The organism is Streptomyces sp. NPDC043680 (genome assembly GCF_056436685.1).
The window spans coordinates 320,477-335,305 of the sequence record NZ_JBWKCE010000004.1; the positions used below are offsets into that span (position 1 = coordinate 320,477).

Below are 14,829 nucleotides of genomic sequence, written 5' to 3' on the forward strand. Positions count from 1 at the left end.
GACGGATCACCCTGATGACCCTGCCGCCGCCGCTGGATCCGATGCCGGTCCGGTCCGGTTCACGATCGTGCCCGTCTGCCTCCGGAACCGCTACGGATCCCGAAGGTGACCAGCACCAGCGCGCCCAGCAGCAAGACGACGATGCCGGTGCGCCCGGCCGCGAAGTCCCGTATGGCGTCCGCCGACTTGGACCAGACGCTGCGGCTCGGGGCCGTCGTCGTCTCGCCCAGCCAGATCGACCCGTTCGCGGCGGAGGCCGGTCGGTCCTTCGACGCCTTCACGATCCGGGGCAGCCGGGGGTACGCCTCGTCCATCTGCGCGGCGCTGAGCTGCTTGGGGTCGAGCTTGCTGAAGTCGACCCCGCCGAACACCATGGTGGACGTGACCTGCGTGTTGCCCTCTTGGGTGGTCTGCTCGTAGCGGAACTCCCCCTTCTCGATGGACTGCACATAGGCGTCGAAGACCTGGCGCGGCCGCCACGGACCCTGCATCTTGGCCAGGCCGAGGTCACTGGAGTCGATCAGCTTGTCGAACGAGGTGCTGTGGCCCTCCTGATGGCGCTTGCGTATCCACTGGGCCACGACCCGGGCGAGAAAGGCCCGCCGCAGCGGCGCGTACTCCGGCGCCGTGTTGACCGCTTCCGTGACTTTGGGTACCACCATCGCCTGTTGCAGCTGCTCACTGCGGGCATCGCTCTGGGGATCGGCCTTGCACGACTGCGGCAGTCCCTCAAGGTGCTGCGATGTGGCATTGACCGCGAGGGAGGCCTTGAGGATGTAGAGCGACGCGCCGTCCTCGCGTACCTCTACGTCGCCCGGCACGATCCAGAGCCTGGAGGAATAGCACGAGTTCCCCGAGATGCCGCTCATTTCCTTCCAGTAGCGCGCGCCGAATTCGGTGTGGGGGTCGAGGAGCCGGCCCTCGGTGCGCTTCATCTCAAGGTCCGCCTCAAGGAGTACCCGGCCGGCGTTCGTCTGGCCCAGAGCACTGTCCATGATCCTGTCCGGCTCCGAGGGATTGAGATTGACCCAGAACTTCGCCGGGTCCAGCACGAGCCAGGCCCTCAGGTCCGCAACGCTGTTGGTGAGGGCGTCGAGGCCGGAGTCCATGTCCTGCTGCAGACCGGGCGCGGCCGGCTGCGCCGTGTACGAGTACTGCACGCCGTCCGAGCCCGGGGCGTCGGAGAAGTAGCGCATTTCGAGAGTGGAGAAGTCGATGCCGCCGTTGTCGTTCGAGCCGAGCGCCTTGGCGAGCCCACCCGACGGGGATTCTTCCGCCGGGGGGCAGGGGGCGGCTGCGGGAAGCGCTGCGGCCATCGCCACCACCCCCCGGCCTCCGCCTCCGCCCGTTCCTCCCGGCAGGCGTGCCGCCCCGGTGTCGCAGTCGGGCCGCAGGCCCAGGGCTGCGGCGCGTTGCTGTTCCGCCGCCCGGCTCTTTTCCCTGCGCAGCTGGGCAGTGGCCTTGCCCATGACGCTCTGCGAGGTTCCCACGGACACCTTGGATTCGGGACTCCCCATACGCCCGTACTGGGCGATCGCCAGTCTGTACCGGAAGTCCTTGGTCTCTTTCTCGCACATGTTCAGGCAGGGGCTGTTCTCGCTCGCCAGTCCCAACGAGGACCTCGTCAGGATCTTTTCGGTGAGCTCCCGGGCTTCCGCGTCACTGACGCCTTTCGACATCGTCTTGATGCTCAGCGGACCGGCGGCGCGGACGCGTGCGAGCGGAATCTGCTCGGAGTGGGCGTCGTGATAGACGTTGCTCGTCGAGACCTCCAGCAGGCCACTGTCCTGCTTCGCCCCGAGCTCCCCGTAAAGCCCCTTTCCTGTCGCGTAGTCCACCGCTTTCGCGGCAATGCTGTAGTCGTTCTTGATGTCGAAGTTCGCATTCGCCGCATTGAGTGCTCTGAGCATGTCGTTGCGGAACGTGTCCGCTCGGAACCATGACGGGATCCCCTCACCCAGCGCGGAGAGGAAGTCGAACCACTCGACGGACACGTTGCCGGGAGCGGAACCGAACCTCATGCGTGCCGCGACCAGCCTTCGGCCCAGCGGATTCAGGAGCAGTTGCCCGGACGCTGCCTCCAGTTCCTGGTCGGTACCCAGATGCGTCCCCGGCGGGACGATGAGACGTACCCCGTTCGAGTCCGTGAAGAGCGGGGGCGCAGGCGGCGGCGTGGGCTGCGCGAGCGCCGCCGGCGACCCCGGTACGAGCGCGATGGCCGCCGCGCCGAGCAGGGCGACCATGCGGCGCCGGCGCCGGTGCGGCGCGCCGCACCGAGCGGCCCGGCGCCCCGTCAGCGGACTACGACTGAGGATGCGCACCGTCGTCTCCCGTCCGGCTGTCCTCGGGGACGGGCCCCGTCACCACCGTTCCCGCAGCCTGCAGGTAATCGGTCAACGCCTGCCCCGGTGCCGACGCTTCGGCCCACGCCTCACCTCGCCTGAAGGCCCTGGCGCCGGCGGCGGCCAGCGCGCCCACGACCAGGAGGGCCACGGCGGTGGAGCCGGCGAGCGACGTGCCGCTCGTACACGCGTGGCCGCCACCCAGGCGGAAGTCCTTGCCGCTGAACTTCAACTGCGGCTTGTAGCCGTAGCTGACCGAGCAGGCTGATGCCTGGTGCGGCACGAGGAACAGCATGAGGCAAGCGAGCGGCACCGCTGCTGCGATGAGGCGGGATCCCCGCGACATCAGCGCGCCGAGTCGGCGACGGCTCATGACATCACCGCCGCGTCGCGAACCTTCGTCTTCAAACGCAAGACCTTCGTACGCAACGGGTCAGCCCTCTCGGGATCCACTTGCTCGTGCAGGCGCAGGCCGGCCAGCTCCAGTTGAGCGGTGTGCAGGCGGTGCAGCGCCAGTGCCGCGAACGGCCCGTACCGACGCCAGGTGCTCACCAGCGCCCAGAAGCGCAGCCTGGGATCGGCCAGGACGGTCTCCTCACCGGGCGTGACGGCCACGCCTGCCGCCGCCTCGGCGGACAGGGCGGCCCGCGCCGCCGAGGCCCGCGCGCGCCGGCCGGCCAGCAGGAGCAGTACGGCCAGGACGATGAACGGCGCCTGGGGGAGCAGCCAGAGGAACGGCGAGACGACGAGGGTGTCGAACGCCGCCCCGACCTCCATGTGGTCACCGACCAGGCGCGAGAACCACGCCGCCAGCGTTTCGGTGGAGACCGCGCCGCCGATCACGGCGATGAGGGCGGCCCCCGCGATGAGCCCCCGCTCCCGGCGCTGCTTCCTCCGGAGCGCCAGGCCGAGCCCGGCTCCGAGCAGCGCACCGTACGCCACCGGCCCGCCGAGGAGGCCGATCGACTGCCGGATCCAGTACTCGAAGCCGCCTGACGCGCCGGTGATCGAGCTCAGGGCCCCGTACAGCCGGATGAACAGGATGGACTCCACGAAGGCGTACCCGAGTCCGACGGCGGCTCCCAGTACGAGGCCGGTCACGGTATCGACGACCTGGTGGCGGAACAGGAGCAGGACGACCACCACGCCTGCCGCGACGAGCAGCGCGTTCACGACGCTCAGGTGCAGGACCAGCAAGTCGATCACCCGGTACAGGGACTTGGGTGAGGTGGCGTCGAGCAGCGAGTGCGCGTTCTTGACCGAGTATCCGTAGATGGTCGCGTAGGCGAGGCCCGTGTAGGCCCGGCCCAACCCGAACACCATGAACGCGCCCCAGCCGAAGGCGGCGAGCAGGGCTGACAGCGGGGCGCGGGCGAAGCGCTGGCCGTGGTGCAACAGCCAGAGGACGAAGGCCGTGCCGGGGGCGCAGGCGAGCGCAGTCAGGGGATACGCGGCGACGATGCTGAGGGCCAGCAACGAGAACGGGCCCAGCAGCGCTGCCAGCGTTGCCCACGTGAGCACCGCGGCCCGGCGGCCCTGCGGGCGCATGACCGCCGCGGCCACCTGGAGCAGCGCCCCCACCACGATGCCCGCCATCACGGCCCAGAAGACGGTCCGCGGCACGGAGAGCAGCCGGTCGAAGGAGGCGAACGGCCCTTGCTGCAGGTGTTGGGCCATCGACTTCGGAAGCTTGTAGAAGATGGAGACCGTGGGCTCGTCAGGCAGCACCTTGGGCCGCGCGACATTGAGCAGCAGCTCCACGATGTACAGCCCGATCATGAGCCGGGCGACCAGGAGCGCCCGTCCTCGCGCCACCGAGTCCACGCCCGGGCGCCCGGGCGCGGCCGAGTCCGTGTCCGTGTTCGTGTTCGCGTTCGTGTCCGTCACGGTGCACCGTCCGGGAGGACGGGTGCGTCGGGCATCCCGGTCGGGAACCGGGTGAGCAGGTCGGTCGGAAAGCTGGTGGGAAAGTGCGACGGAAACCCGGAGGGGAGTCCGGTGGGCAGGTCACCCGGCTGTCCAGGACCGGACGGGGAACCGGAGGGGAACCGCGAAGGGAAGCCGGACGGCACGCCGGAAGGCAGCCGGGGAGAAGCGGTCAGCCCCGGCAGGCCGGGGATCTTCGGCGTCTCCGGGTCGTTGTGTCCGCCGAGAGCGACCACGAGCGACGCCGCGAGCAGCACCGCACCGATCACCGAGCCGATCACCACCAGACGCACCTCTGAGCGCGGTGCTTCACGTGCCACGTCGGTCACGGGATCCACCTCAGACACCGCTACTCGCCATGGGGGCGCCTGCGTTCCCTGGCGGCCCTGACGAGGGCGGCGGCGAATGCTCTCACGTGGAAGGGCGACTTCATGGGTCCCGTTTCGTCGAGTGACGTGGAAGCGAGGGCGCGCGGACGGGCGGCCGGCACGGCCATGGTGAGGGGCGGTGCACGGCGGGATGCAGGCTATCGGCGGGTAGGTGGGGAGTACAGACATACATCGGGTCAGTGCAAGGTTGGCGAAAACGGACCCCCGTCACCGGGTGCCGGGGCGCTCCCGCCGGCGGGCGGACAGCGCCTGTCCCAGCGCCGACACGCTCAGGCCGAACATCAGCACGCCCAGGGGGACATGGAGCGACGGGACGTGCGCGATGCCCAGCACCACCTGCACCGAGGCGAGGACGAGGAAACCCGACGCGTACGCGATGGGACGGGCCGGCCCGCCGCCCGGCCGCCACGCCAGGATCGCCCCGAGTACGTACAGCATCGAGGCGCCGTACATCACGCGGGCTCCGGCGCCGTGCAGGGCCTCGCCGTGGGACGTGGACAGCAGCAGTCCGGCGGTGACGGCCTGGAAGAAGACGGCCAGGGTCTGCAGGGCGATCGCGACGTGCAGGAACGTGAAGCTGCGGTGTGCTGCCGTCGTCTGTGCGGCCATGGCACGGTCCCCTCTTCTGCCTTGCGGCGGTGCGTCGGTAGTGTCTCGGTACTTCGACGACGTGGGCGCGCGAAACGTGAGGTGAAGCGCCGCCCTCACAGTCCGGAGCGGTATTTCGTCGAAGCAGCGAGAGCGGAACCGGACGAGAAGAACCAGGGAGCGGTCGCGACCATGAGCACCCCATCCGAAACTGGGCACGACCGCGCCGAGTCGGGCCTGAGCGCGATCGTCGGCGAGCGGCGGCACCTGATCAACCTCGCCTACCGGCTGCTGGGTTCGCTGGCCGAGGCCGAAGACGCCGTGCAGGAGACCTACGCCCGCTGGTACGCGATGTCACGCGAACGGCAGCAGGCCGTCGAGTCGCCCGGCGCCTGGCTGACGACGGTGGCCACCCGCGTCTGTCTGGACCTGCTCGGTTCGGCCCGGGTCCGGCGCGAGCGCTACGTCGGCGCGTGGATACCGGAGCCGCTGCCCGACCTTACGGAGTGGATCAGCGGGCCGACGGTCGGCGGCCGGGCCGAGCCGGCCGACCCCGCCGACCGGGTCACCCTGGACGAGTCGGTGAACATGGCCTTCCTCGTCGTCCTGGAGTCGATGACGCCGGCCGAACGCGTGGCGTTCATCCTGCACGACGTCTTCCGGTACCCCTTCGCCGAGGTCGCCGACATCGTCGGCCGGACGCCGGCGGCCTGCCGGCAATTGGCGTCCTCGGCCCGTCGGCGTATGCGTGCCGCGCAGGCTCCGGCGGCTCCGACGGCCGGAGAGGCCGGTCTGGTGCGGGACTTCAAAGAGGCGTGGGAGGCCAAGGACATCAAGGCCCTGGTCGCTCTCCTCGACCCCGACGCCACGATGGTCGCCGACGGCGGCGGACTGGTCGGCGCCGCCCTGCGCCCGGTCGAGGGCGGCGAGCGCATCGCCCAGTACCTGATCCACATCGCCGACAAGGCCCCTGGGCTGGCACTCTTGGAGCGGACGGTCAACGGCAGGCCCGGCCTCGTCGCCCAACACGCCGGCCTCACCGTGACCGTGGCGGCGTTCAGCCTCGTCGGGGGCCGGATCACCTGCATCTGGGCGGTCCGCAACCCGGAGAAGCTCCGTCCGTGGACGGAGCACGGACGGACCTGAGCGCCCGCCCCGACGGGTTCAGCGGTGCAGCCGACTCGTCCAGTCCTGCGGAACCCGGCCGGCCGGTCCCGGCGCCGGTTGATCCGCCGGGTGTCCGCCCGGCGGGGTCAGTTCCGGCCCGGACTCGTAGAGGGCGTTGGTGTCATAGTCCCAGAACCACTCCTCGCCCGGCTCGAAGCTCTGGACCACGGGATGACCGGTGGACTTCCAGTGGGCGGTGGCGTGCTGGGCCGGTGAGGAGTCACAGCAGCCGATGTGGCCGCACTGGGCGCAGCGCCGCAGGTGGAACCACCAGCCGCCCGCGGCGTCGCACTCGACGCAGCCGGTGCCGGTGGGCGGGACGGTCGGATCGATTCCGTTGATGCCGGTCATACGGGCTCCTCGGCGGTGTCGGTTTCGGTGGCGGTCTCGGTTCCGGTGGTGGCCCCGGGGTCCGGGGCGGTCAGCGGCAGCAGCACCTGGAAGCGGGTGTCGCCCGGCACGGACTCGACCTGGAGGCTGCCGTGGTGCTTGTTGACGACGATGCGCCAGGAGATGTCGAGACCGAGACCGGTGCCCTCGCCGACCGGCTTGGTGGTGAAGAAGGGATCGAAGATGCGGCTGCGGATGTCCGCCGGGACGCCGGGCCCGGTGTCGCGGAACTCCACCAGCAGCCGGTCACCCTCCCGTGCCGTGCGGACCGTCAGCGTGCCGTCGTCGCCGGTGCTCCCGATGGCGGACACGGCGTTGTCGATGAGGTTGGTCCACACCTGGTTGAGCTCGGCCGGGTAGGCGGGCACGTCCGGCACGGAGCGGTCGTAGTCCTTGACCACCCGCACCCGGGGGCCGATCTTCCCGGACAGCATCAGCAGGGTGCTGTCGAGGAGCTCGTGGACGTCGACGACCCGGTGCGGGGCGCGGTCGAGCTGCGAGTACTGCTTGGCCGCATCCACGAGGTGGGAGATGCGCGTGGTGGAGTCGTCGATCTCGTCCATCAGCAGTTCGGTCTCGACCGTGTAGTTGAGCCAGCCGATGGCCCCCGGCAGGATGTCCTCGGCCACGGCCGCCGCGACCTGCTCCAGCCAGTCCGTGTCCAGCCCGGCCTGTACGAAGGTCGGTGCGACCCGCCAGCCCTCCGGGACGCCGTGCTCATCGAGCCAGTCGGCGAGCTCGTCCTCTCGGTCGGACGCCTCAAGCGGGCTCAACGCCGGCGCCTTGGCGATGCGTTCGGCGGTGCGCTCCTGTATCTCGATGAGACCCGCGAGTGCCTCGCGGGAGTACGGGCCTTGGGCGATGACGGCCAGCTTGTGCCGCATCTTGCCGACCCGTTCCCGCAGCATGGCGGTGGCGCGGACGGCGGCCGCAGCCGGGTTGTTGAGCTCGTGGGTGAGGCCGGCGGACAACGATCCCAGGGCCAGCAGCCGTTCCCGCTGTCCGATCGCCCGCTGGGTGTTCTTCGAACCGAAGAAGAGCCCCTCCAGCAGGTGCGCTGCCATGGGGAACCATTCCTGCATGATGTCCGCGAACGACTGGGCGGGCAGCACGAAGAACCGCGTCGGCTCGGTCACCCGCATCGAGTTGTTGTAGGTCTGCGGCACCCGGTCGCCCAGATAGGCCTGCATGGCCCCCGCGTACACGCCGCGCTGCGAGGTGCGGCTCACCTCGACGTCGTCGCCGCCGACCCGGCGGGACAGTACGACGGTGCCCTCGATCATCACGAAGAAGCAGGTGGCCGGGTCGCCCTCCGCGTACACCGGTCCGGCTTCGAACCGTTCCACCCGCCCCTCTGCGCACAGCCGCCCGAGCTGCTCCGGGGAGAGCTTCTCGAACAGGAACAGCGAGGCGATCTCCTGCGGGCTGCAGGTCATGACCTGCCCGCTCATGACTGCTCCAGGTACCGGTGGACGAGCATCACGGCCATGGCTCCCTCTCCGACGGCGGACGCGACGCGCTTCGCGGACTGGGCGCGCGCATCGCCCGCCACGAACACGCCGGGAACGTTGGTCTCCAGGTGGTAGGGCGGCCGGTCCAGCTCCCACTCGGCCGGTGGCCGCCCGTCCGGCGTGAGGTCCGGTCCGGCCAGGATGAAGCCGTGCTCGTCCCGCAGCACCGTGCCGTCCAGCCAGTCGGTCAGCGGGGCCGCGCCGATGAAGACGAACATCCACTGCGCGTCGACGCGTTCGGTCGCACCGCTCGCCACGTCCCGCAGGGTCAGCTGCTCCAGGTGCTCCTCGCCGTGCGCCGCCTCGACGACGGTCCGGGTCCGCACCGCGATGTTCGGCGCCTCCCCGATCTGCTGGACCAGGTAGTGCGACATCGACGCCGTCAGGGACTCCCCGCGTACCAGCAGCGTGACCGACTTCGCGCCCCGCGCCAGGTACAACGCCGCCTGCCCGGCGGAGTTGGCGCCGCCCACGATGTACACGTCCTGCCCCAGACAGGAGGACGCCTCGGTGAGTGAGGAGCCGTAGTACACCCCGCAGCCGGTCAGGTGGTCGCAGCCCGGCGCCTGGAGCTGCCGGTACGACACACCGGTCGCCAGGATGACGCTGTGCGCGGCGACCGCCGAGCCGTCGGAGAAGCGGACGACTCGCGCGGCCCCGCTGACCTCCAGCCCCGTGACCTCGCGCGCCGTGAGGATCTCGGCGCCGAACTTGCCGGCCTGGCGGCGGGCGCGTTCCGTCAGCTGCGCACCGGACACGCCGTCCGGGAAGCCGAGGTAGTTCTCGATGCGGGAACTCTGGCCTGCCTGCCCGCCGGTCGCCGACCGCTCGACCAGGACGGTCCGCAGCCCCTCCGAGGCCCCGTACACCGCGGAGCCCAGCCCGGCCGGGCCCCCGCCGATGACGACGAGGTCGTAGAACTCGGCGGCCGGGGTCGTCGCGAGCCCCACGTGGGCAGCCAGTTCGGGTGCCTCCGGCTCGATCAGCACGGTGCCCCCGGGCGTGATCACCAGGGGCAGCCGCTCACCGTCGGCACCGGCCGCCTCCAGCAGTCGCCGCCCCTCGGGCTCGTCGGAGGAGTACCAGCGGTACGGCACCTGGTTGCGGGCCAGGAAATCCCGGACGTGCGAGGAGTGCGCGGACCAGCGGTGCCCGACCACCTTGGTGGCCGGTACCGGCCGGAAGTCGCTGGAGCGCCAGGCGGTCAGCAGATCGTCCAGGACCGGGTAGAGCTTCTCCTCCGGCGGGTCCCAGGGCTTGAGCAGGTAGTGGTCGAGGTCGACGACGTTGATCGCGTCGATGGCCGCGTTGGTGTCGGCGTACGCGGTCAGCAGCACCCGCCGCGCGCCCGGGTACACCTGGAGGGCCTGTTCGAGGAACTCGATCCCGTTCATCTGCGGCATGCGGTAGTCGGCGAGGATCACCGCCACCAGGTCGCCCCGCAGCTTCAGCTCGCGCAGCGCCTCCAACGCGGACTCGCCGGACTCGGCGCGCACGATCCGGTACCCGGCGCCGTAGTGCCGCCGCAGGTCACGGGCGAGGGCGCGGGAGACCCCCGGGTCGTCGTCCACGGTCAGGATGACGGTCCGCGCTGTGTCGGCGGGCTGTGCCATGTGTCTCCACCCCGAGTCCTCTGGGCGGGCACGGCGAGGCGCCCGCGCCGGTTCCCGCCCATCGTATGTTCGATCGGCCGGGACCGCTCCAGCTCGCGGCGGACCGTGCGCTCCGGGTACACGGCCGGTCCCTCCTGGTCAACGGGCCTGCCGGCCGTGGTGCGGGCGCCGCCCCAAGACCTGCAGCGCGGCCTGCTGCGCCCATGGCGGCCGGCGCGCGCTCAGGCGTCGGCAGGACGGAGGAACGGACAGCGGCTGACGGTCGGCCGGGGCTCGCGCGCACCCCTCACAGGCCGACGACCTTGGCGCTCGCCGACAGTTCGTAGACCAGGGTGACGGTGCGGCGGCCGCCGGGCGGCAGCCGGACGTCCCAGCGGACGATGCCTTCGGCGTCGACCGCGTCGGGCGCCGGCGAGCAGGCGTCCTTGCGCAGGCGGACCTCCACCGCCGAGACCTCGGAGACCGGGATCCGCTCCCGTAGGACGACCACCCGTTCACCCTGCTCGCCGGGGGCGGAGAACCGGGACAGGTGCAGCTGCACCGTACGCGTGACCACGGTCCGCTGGGTGATTCCGGCGGAATCACTGGACTCCTCGGCGTTCCGCACCACCCGGTGGTCGTCGCAGCTGCCGAAGGCGAGCTCGACCGGGGCGCCGGGGGCGGTGAAGTCCAGCATGCCGCGGCCGCTGAATCCGCTGCCGCGGACCAGGTCCACGGGACCGGCGAGCAGCGCATGGCCGGCCAGGTTGTCGAACCGCACCACCTCGGTGACCAGCGGGGACAGCTCGGGCGAGCAGGCGTACTCGCTGCCGGCGGCCGTGGTGAAGGCGGAGAGCGGCACCCGGTGGGCGCGGCCGTCCGCGGGCACGGAGACGGGTGCGGGGGAGCGCAGCACCCGCGCCTCGCCGCCGTCGTCCACCCCTGGCAGGCCGAGCACCGGAGCCGGGCCGAGCTCCCCGATCTCCTCCTCGCGCAGCTCGACGTCGACGGTGCGCCGCTCCGCGGCGGAGCGGTCCCCCAGCGTCAGCCGGTCCTCGACCAACCGCGGTGCATCGGTGGCCAGCGCCGACCGGGCCGTCGACAAGGTCAGCCGTACGTCGGACCAGTCCTCGCCGGTGCGCTGCCAGACCATCGCGTCGGTCTCCAGCGTCAGGCAGTCCCCGTCGAGCACGGCCCGGTAGGCGGGCCGCCACAGCGCACAGGGCGTGAGGTGGCTCAGGCGCAGCCCGACCGGCCCGGCGACGGCGGTTTCCACGGTCAGTTCGATGTGGGCGACCAGCTCGGCGGGCTCCTCCTCGGAGAGGTCCATGGCCCGCCGGGCCGAGGCGAGTTCGACGGCGAGGGCGGCCAGCCGGGCCTCCACGGCGCGGAGTTGCTCGCCGTACGCGTCGCGTTCCCCGTCCACCCGGTCCAGTTCACGGGTCCAGCGGGGCGCTTCGGCCTCGCCGGAGCCGGCGCCTTCACCGATGTCCCTCAGCACGTCGGCGGCGAGGCGGCCGAGCAGGTCGAGGCGGGCGTGCAGCCGGTCGCGTCGGCGCCCCAGGGCGAGCTGCTCCTCTTCGAGGGTGTGCACGCGGTGGCGCAGGGCGGAGTCCTCGTCGGGCGACGGCAGCGGCCCGCGCGGCGTCCAGCTGCGGACGATCCGTACGTCGAGCACGGTCGCGGCATGCTCGGCGGTCAACTCGGCATGGAGGGTACGGTCGACGGCCAGCGCACTGACCGGTCCGAGACGCAGCCGCTGGACACCGGCTTCCAGGTCGAGCACGGCGGTGCGCTCGACGTGGGCGCGGTCCTCCAGACAGGTGACGGCGGTGACGGGGAGGGCGATCGGCTTCGGGGCCGTGGACATGGCGTGTGTCAGCTCCTGCGGTTGCCGCCGACCAGGGCCTTGCCGGCCGGGAAGCGGATCTCGTAGCCGCCGTCGAGGGCGGCGGTGGCGCCGGCGGGCAGGTCCACCCGCCGGACGCGGGTGCCCGGGGCATGGTGCTCGGGCCCCGCACCGTCGGGGGCCGTCCAGCCGGCCCGTTCCACGATCCGGACGTCCGGGTCGGAGGTGACCGGCACCCGCTCGCGGACCTCGACGGTGACGGGCTTCGCGAGCCGGTTGGCCAGCTCCACGTGGACCCGGTGGTCGAGCACGGTCGTGTTGTTGCGCAGGCCCGAAGTCGACTCGTGGAGGTTCGTACGGCGGACGACCCGGACGCCCTCGGCCGGTCCGAGCCCCACCCGGCGGACACCGCCGGGCGCGAGCGTGGGCAGCGCGGTGGTCAGCAGGAAGTCGTCGTCGACGGTGACCTCCACCGGGCCGGCCAGCAGAGCCTGGTCGGTCGCGTTGGAGAGCACCAACTCGGCGTACACGGTCTGCTCGACGGACGGCACGCAGAGGTACTCGGTGCGTACGGCGACCGGAAGCTCGGCGACGGTGACGGTGTGCCAGGTGCCGTCCGACGGGATGTCGGCGCGGGCGGCCGCATTGAAGCGGTGGTCGAACGAACCCGCCGACTCGCGGGGCCGCACGGCGTGCCCGGGCAGCGGCAGCGCCGCCACCGCTTCGGCGCGCCGCCGGTGCTCGGCCGCGACCGCGCCGAGGGGAGGCTCGGGGAACAGCCGGCCTTTGCGACCGCCGTGCTCGTCGGGGCCGCACAGGACGAGGGCGGCGTAGTCGAGCTCGGCGCCGCTCGGCTGCGGCGGACCGGCCGCCGGCGGCGGGGGCGGGGCCGGTGCGGTCGCTCCGGGAGCCGCCGGGGCCATGGGGGCTGGGGCGCCCGCGAAGGACCCGCCGCCGGTACGCGACCTGCTGGCCGGTTGCGCGGAGGCCGGCTGCGCGAGGGCGGCCGACCCGCCGCCGAAGAGCGCGGGGGAGGGGGCGTACGCACTGCCGGGCGCGGCCGGAGGCGCGGGCGCCGGGGGCGGCCCGCCGTAGCCCTGCGGTGCCGGCGGAGGCGGCGGTGGAGGTACGGGACCGGATGCGGCGCCGGCCGCGCCGGCCACGGGCGCACGGCCGGCCCCGACCGGCGCGGGCGCGGCGATCGGAGCCGGGCGAGGGCCGGCCGCCTCGTACCCGGCGAACAGGTCGGCGAGCCCCGCCGGAGGCTCGCGCCAGCCGGTGGGCGCGGGGGCGGGCTGACGGCGGCCGATCCGGATCGAACGGAGCTTCGGCAGGTCGGTGCGGCGCCGAAGGTCCGCGGTGGCCAGGGCGATGCGCACACCGGTCCAGTCCTCGCCGGTGCGTTGCGCGACGGAGGCGCGCATCACCAGCCGGCCTGTGCCGTCACCCTGACGGTGGGTGAGACGGTAGGCCGGCACCCAGACGGCGCCCGGCACCCCGTACTCCAGCTCCAACTCCAGCTCGGCGTCACCGGCGCCGTCGAGGGTCAGAACCGCGCAGACCGTGGTCTCGACGTGCGCGGACGGGGCGTCGGTGGAGGCGCGGGCGAGCCTGTCCGCGGCGACGGTGAGCTCGTGCTCTACGCGGCGCAGCGCCTCCTCCAGCTCGACGAGGCGGGCGTGCAGTCCCGTCAGCCGCTCGTCGACGAAGTCGGCGAGCTCCAGCCAGGCGTCGACCGGGGTGCGCCGGTGCGGGTCCTCGCGCCGACGGGCGGGCGGCACCGGATGCAGGGCCCTGACCTCGTCGATCAGGCCCAGCTGCCGATCCCGGCGTCCCCGCGCCGCCGCGTACTCCTCGCGCAGCCGCTCGACCTCGCTCCGCAACCCGTCGGGTGCGCGGGTGCCGAGCGGCTCGGCCTCGACCTCCACCCGTGCCCCGGTGACGCGCACCCCGGGCGCGCCGAGGACACGGGCCCGCAGGGAGCCCGGATCCAGCGAGTGGGGCAGTCCCGTCACCCGCACCTGGCCGTGCGGCGGCACGCTGCCCCGGACCAGGCGGCGGCAGACCGCGCCCTGCGCGTACACCACGACCGAATCGAGGGTCGACCTCCACCTCGGTGCCGTCTCAGCCGTCATACGCCCCGCCCCCCGCCCTGTTCCGTGCTGAGCGAAGCCTACGCCCGGGCGGTCGGCGCGTCCGCGGCGAGGCCCGATGTCAGAGGCCTGTCGTACGGTCAGGGCGTGAGCACGTCCGACGAAGTCCGCGAAATCGCCCTCGCCCTGCCGGAGACGACGGAGAAGGAGGCCTGGGCCATGCCCACCTTCCGGGTCGGCGGGAAGATGTTCCTGACCCTGCCCGACGACCAGACCTCGATGGCCGTCCGCTGCCCGAAGGAGGAGCGTGACGAACTGGTCCTCGCCGAGCCCGAGAAGTTCTGGGTCGCGGGCCACGAGGCGTCCTTCGCCTGGGTCCGGGTGCGCCTGGCCGCTGTCGACGATGCGGACGAGCTCCGGGCGATCGTCGTCGACTCCTGGCGGCAGGCGGCTCCACCCGGGCTGCTCAAGGACCACCCCGGTCTGCTGCTGCCCCCGACATAGCGGATGCCGTCTCCTGGGTGGCTGCCCAGGCGGCGAGGAGCCGCAGCCCCTCTGCCGAGGGGGAGTTGGGTTCGGCGGTGTAGATGGTGAGGGTGAGTCCGGGTTCGGCGCCGCGAGACGAGGAACTCGCGGACCTCCTGGCGATTGTCCACCCCTCGACCGTGCGCCCGGTGCGCCGGCCCTGGGGTGTACTGCCGGTACACCCTCGCTAGTGCTGTGACCGGAAAGGTCCACCGGGTCGCGCCGCCCGGCACGGCACCTCGCTGCGTTGGCGGACCGCGCAAGTACGTCCAGTACGAGCCGCGGGCCTCCGCCTTGCGATGCACCGCACCGGACAACGCGACCCGGCAAACCTTCCCGGCCACAGCACTAGGAACTCCCTCGCCGCTGTGAACAGCTGTTTCCTTGGTTGCGGTGGCCCTCCCCGCAGTCCCTGTACAAGGTCGGGGCCGGTCGCCGCCGGTCCGGTTCACGGGCT

General features: G+C 72.2%; 12 protein-coding genes and 1 pseudogene. 2 read left to right on the forward strand and 11 right to left on the reverse strand.

The genetic code is table 11. The features are described from left to right. Window positions 1-59 precede the first annotated feature (59 nt). From AC0666_RS11085 to AC0666_RS11105, 5 genes are all read right to left on the reverse strand, one after another. Entirely contained in the window at window positions 60-2,321 is a 2,262-nt protein-coding gene (locus AC0666_RS11085) for a hypothetical protein (RefSeq protein ID WP_468963706.1), read from the reverse strand. Further along, the gene (locus AC0666_RS11090) at window positions 2,302-2,637 is read right to left on the reverse strand and encodes a hypothetical protein (protein ID WP_478707474.1); all 336 of its coding nucleotides are present in this window, start codon (window positions 2,635-2,637) and stop codon (window positions 2,302-2,304) included. The genes AC0666_RS11085 and AC0666_RS11090 overlap by 20 nt, the downstream gene beginning before the upstream one ends. 74 nt (window positions 2,638-2,711) lie before the next feature. Further along, entirely contained in the window at window positions 2,712-4,229 is a 1,518-nt protein-coding gene (locus tag AC0666_RS11095) for a PrsW family glutamic-type intramembrane protease (RefSeq protein ID WP_478707475.1), read from the reverse strand. Next, entirely contained in the window at window positions 4,226-4,597 is a 372-nt protein-coding gene (locus AC0666_RS11100; RefSeq protein ID WP_478707476.1) for a hypothetical protein, read from the reverse strand. Before AC0666_RS11100 ends, AC0666_RS11095 begins: the two co-directional genes overlap by 4 nt. Before the next feature lie 267 nt (window positions 4,598-4,864). After that, window positions 4,865-5,266 carry a hypothetical protein gene (locus AC0666_RS11105; RefSeq protein WP_468963710.1) on the reverse strand — a complete coding sequence of 134 codons (402 nt, stop codon included), beginning with the start codon at window positions 5,264-5,266 and terminating at the stop codon, window positions 4,865-4,867. 171 nt (window positions 5,267-5,437) lie between these two features. Between AC0666_RS11105 and sigJ the strand changes: the two genes are divergently transcribed. After that, on the forward strand, window positions 5,438-6,391 hold the full coding sequence (gene sigJ, locus AC0666_RS11110) for an RNA polymerase sigma factor SigJ (protein WP_478707477.1): 954 nt from the start codon (window positions 5,438-5,440) through the stop codon (window positions 6,389-6,391). A gap of 18 nt (window positions 6,392-6,409) precedes the next feature. Here the strand turns inward: sigJ and AC0666_RS11115 are convergent, their stop codons facing one another. From AC0666_RS11115 to AC0666_RS11135, 5 genes are all read right to left on the reverse strand, one after another. Next, window positions 6,410-6,763 carry a UBP-type zinc finger domain-containing protein gene (locus AC0666_RS11115; protein WP_361724240.1) on the reverse strand — a complete coding sequence of 118 codons (354 nt, stop codon included), beginning with the start codon at window positions 6,761-6,763 and terminating at the stop codon, window positions 6,410-6,412. Beyond that, complete coding sequence (locus AC0666_RS11120) at window positions 6,760-8,253, reverse strand: ATP-binding protein (protein WP_468963712.1); 1,494 nt, start codon at window positions 8,251-8,253, stop codon at window positions 6,760-6,762. Before AC0666_RS11120 ends, AC0666_RS11115 begins: the two co-directional genes overlap by 4 nt. Continuing rightward, window positions 8,250-9,926 (reverse strand): NAD(P)/FAD-dependent oxidoreductase, encoded by a 1,677-nt coding sequence (locus AC0666_RS11125; protein WP_468963713.1) that lies wholly within the window; start codon window positions 9,924-9,926, stop codon window positions 8,250-8,252. Before AC0666_RS11125 ends, AC0666_RS11120 begins: the two co-directional genes overlap by 4 nt. A gap of 286 nt (window positions 9,927-10,212) precedes the next feature. Next, window positions 10,213-11,775 (reverse strand): DUF4139 domain-containing protein, encoded by a 1,563-nt coding sequence (locus tag AC0666_RS11130; protein WP_478707478.1) that lies wholly within the window; start codon window positions 11,773-11,775, stop codon window positions 10,213-10,215. A gap of 8 nt (window positions 11,776-11,783) precedes the next feature. Beyond that, on the reverse strand, window positions 11,784-13,889 hold the full coding sequence (locus AC0666_RS11135) for a DUF4139 domain-containing protein (RefSeq protein ID WP_478707479.1): 2,106 nt from the start codon (window positions 13,887-13,889) through the stop codon (window positions 11,784-11,786). A gap of 105 nt (window positions 13,890-13,994) precedes the next feature. Here AC0666_RS11135 and AC0666_RS11140 point away from each other — a divergent pair, with 105 nt between their 5' ends. Further along, window positions 13,995-14,351, forward strand: coding sequence for an MmcQ/YjbR family DNA-binding protein (locus AC0666_RS11140; RefSeq protein WP_468963716.1), 357 nt, complete (start codon window positions 13,995-13,997; stop codon window positions 14,349-14,351). Here AC0666_RS11140 and AC0666_RS11145 read toward each other — a convergent pair. Beyond that, window positions 14,314-14,457, reverse strand: a pseudogene (locus tag AC0666_RS11145) (transcriptional regulator); the annotation flags it as partial. The gene AC0666_RS11140 and the pseudogene AC0666_RS11145 overlap by 38 nt on opposite strands. Window positions 14,458-14,829 lie beyond the last annotated feature (372 nt).

What these genes read in the sequence shown, in the direction of transcription:
- AC0666_RS11090 (WP_478707474.1), bottom strand. Translation starts at nt 2,637, where the DNA reads ATGCTGTTCCTCGTGCCGCACCAGGCATCAGCCTGCTCGGTCAGCTAC.
- AC0666_RS11105 (WP_468963710.1), bottom strand. Translation starts at nt 5,266, where the DNA reads ATGGCCGCACAGACGACGGCAGCACACCGCAGCTTCACGTTCCTGCAC.
- sigJ (WP_478707477.1), top strand. Translation starts at nt 5,438, where the DNA reads ATGAGCACCCCATCCGAAACTGGGCACGACCGCGCCGAGTCGGGCCTG.
- AC0666_RS11115 (WP_361724240.1), bottom strand. Translation starts at nt 6,763, where the DNA reads ATGACCGGCATCAACGGAATCGATCCGACCGTCCCGCCCACCGGCACC.
- AC0666_RS11120 (WP_468963712.1), bottom strand. Translation starts at nt 8,253, where the DNA reads ATGAGCGGGCAGGTCATGACCTGCAGCCCGCAGGAGATCGCCTCGCTG.
- AC0666_RS11125 (WP_468963713.1), bottom strand. Translation starts at nt 9,926, where the DNA reads ATGGCACAGCCCGCCGACACAGCGCGGACCGTCATCCTGACCGTGGAC.
- AC0666_RS11130 (WP_478707478.1), bottom strand. Translation starts at nt 11,775, where the DNA reads ATGTCCACGGCCCCGAAGCCGATCGCCCTCCCCGTCACCGCCGTCACC.
- AC0666_RS11135 (WP_478707479.1), bottom strand. Translation starts at nt 13,889, where the DNA reads ATGACGGCTGAGACGGCACCGAGGTGGAGGTCGACCCTCGATTCGGTC.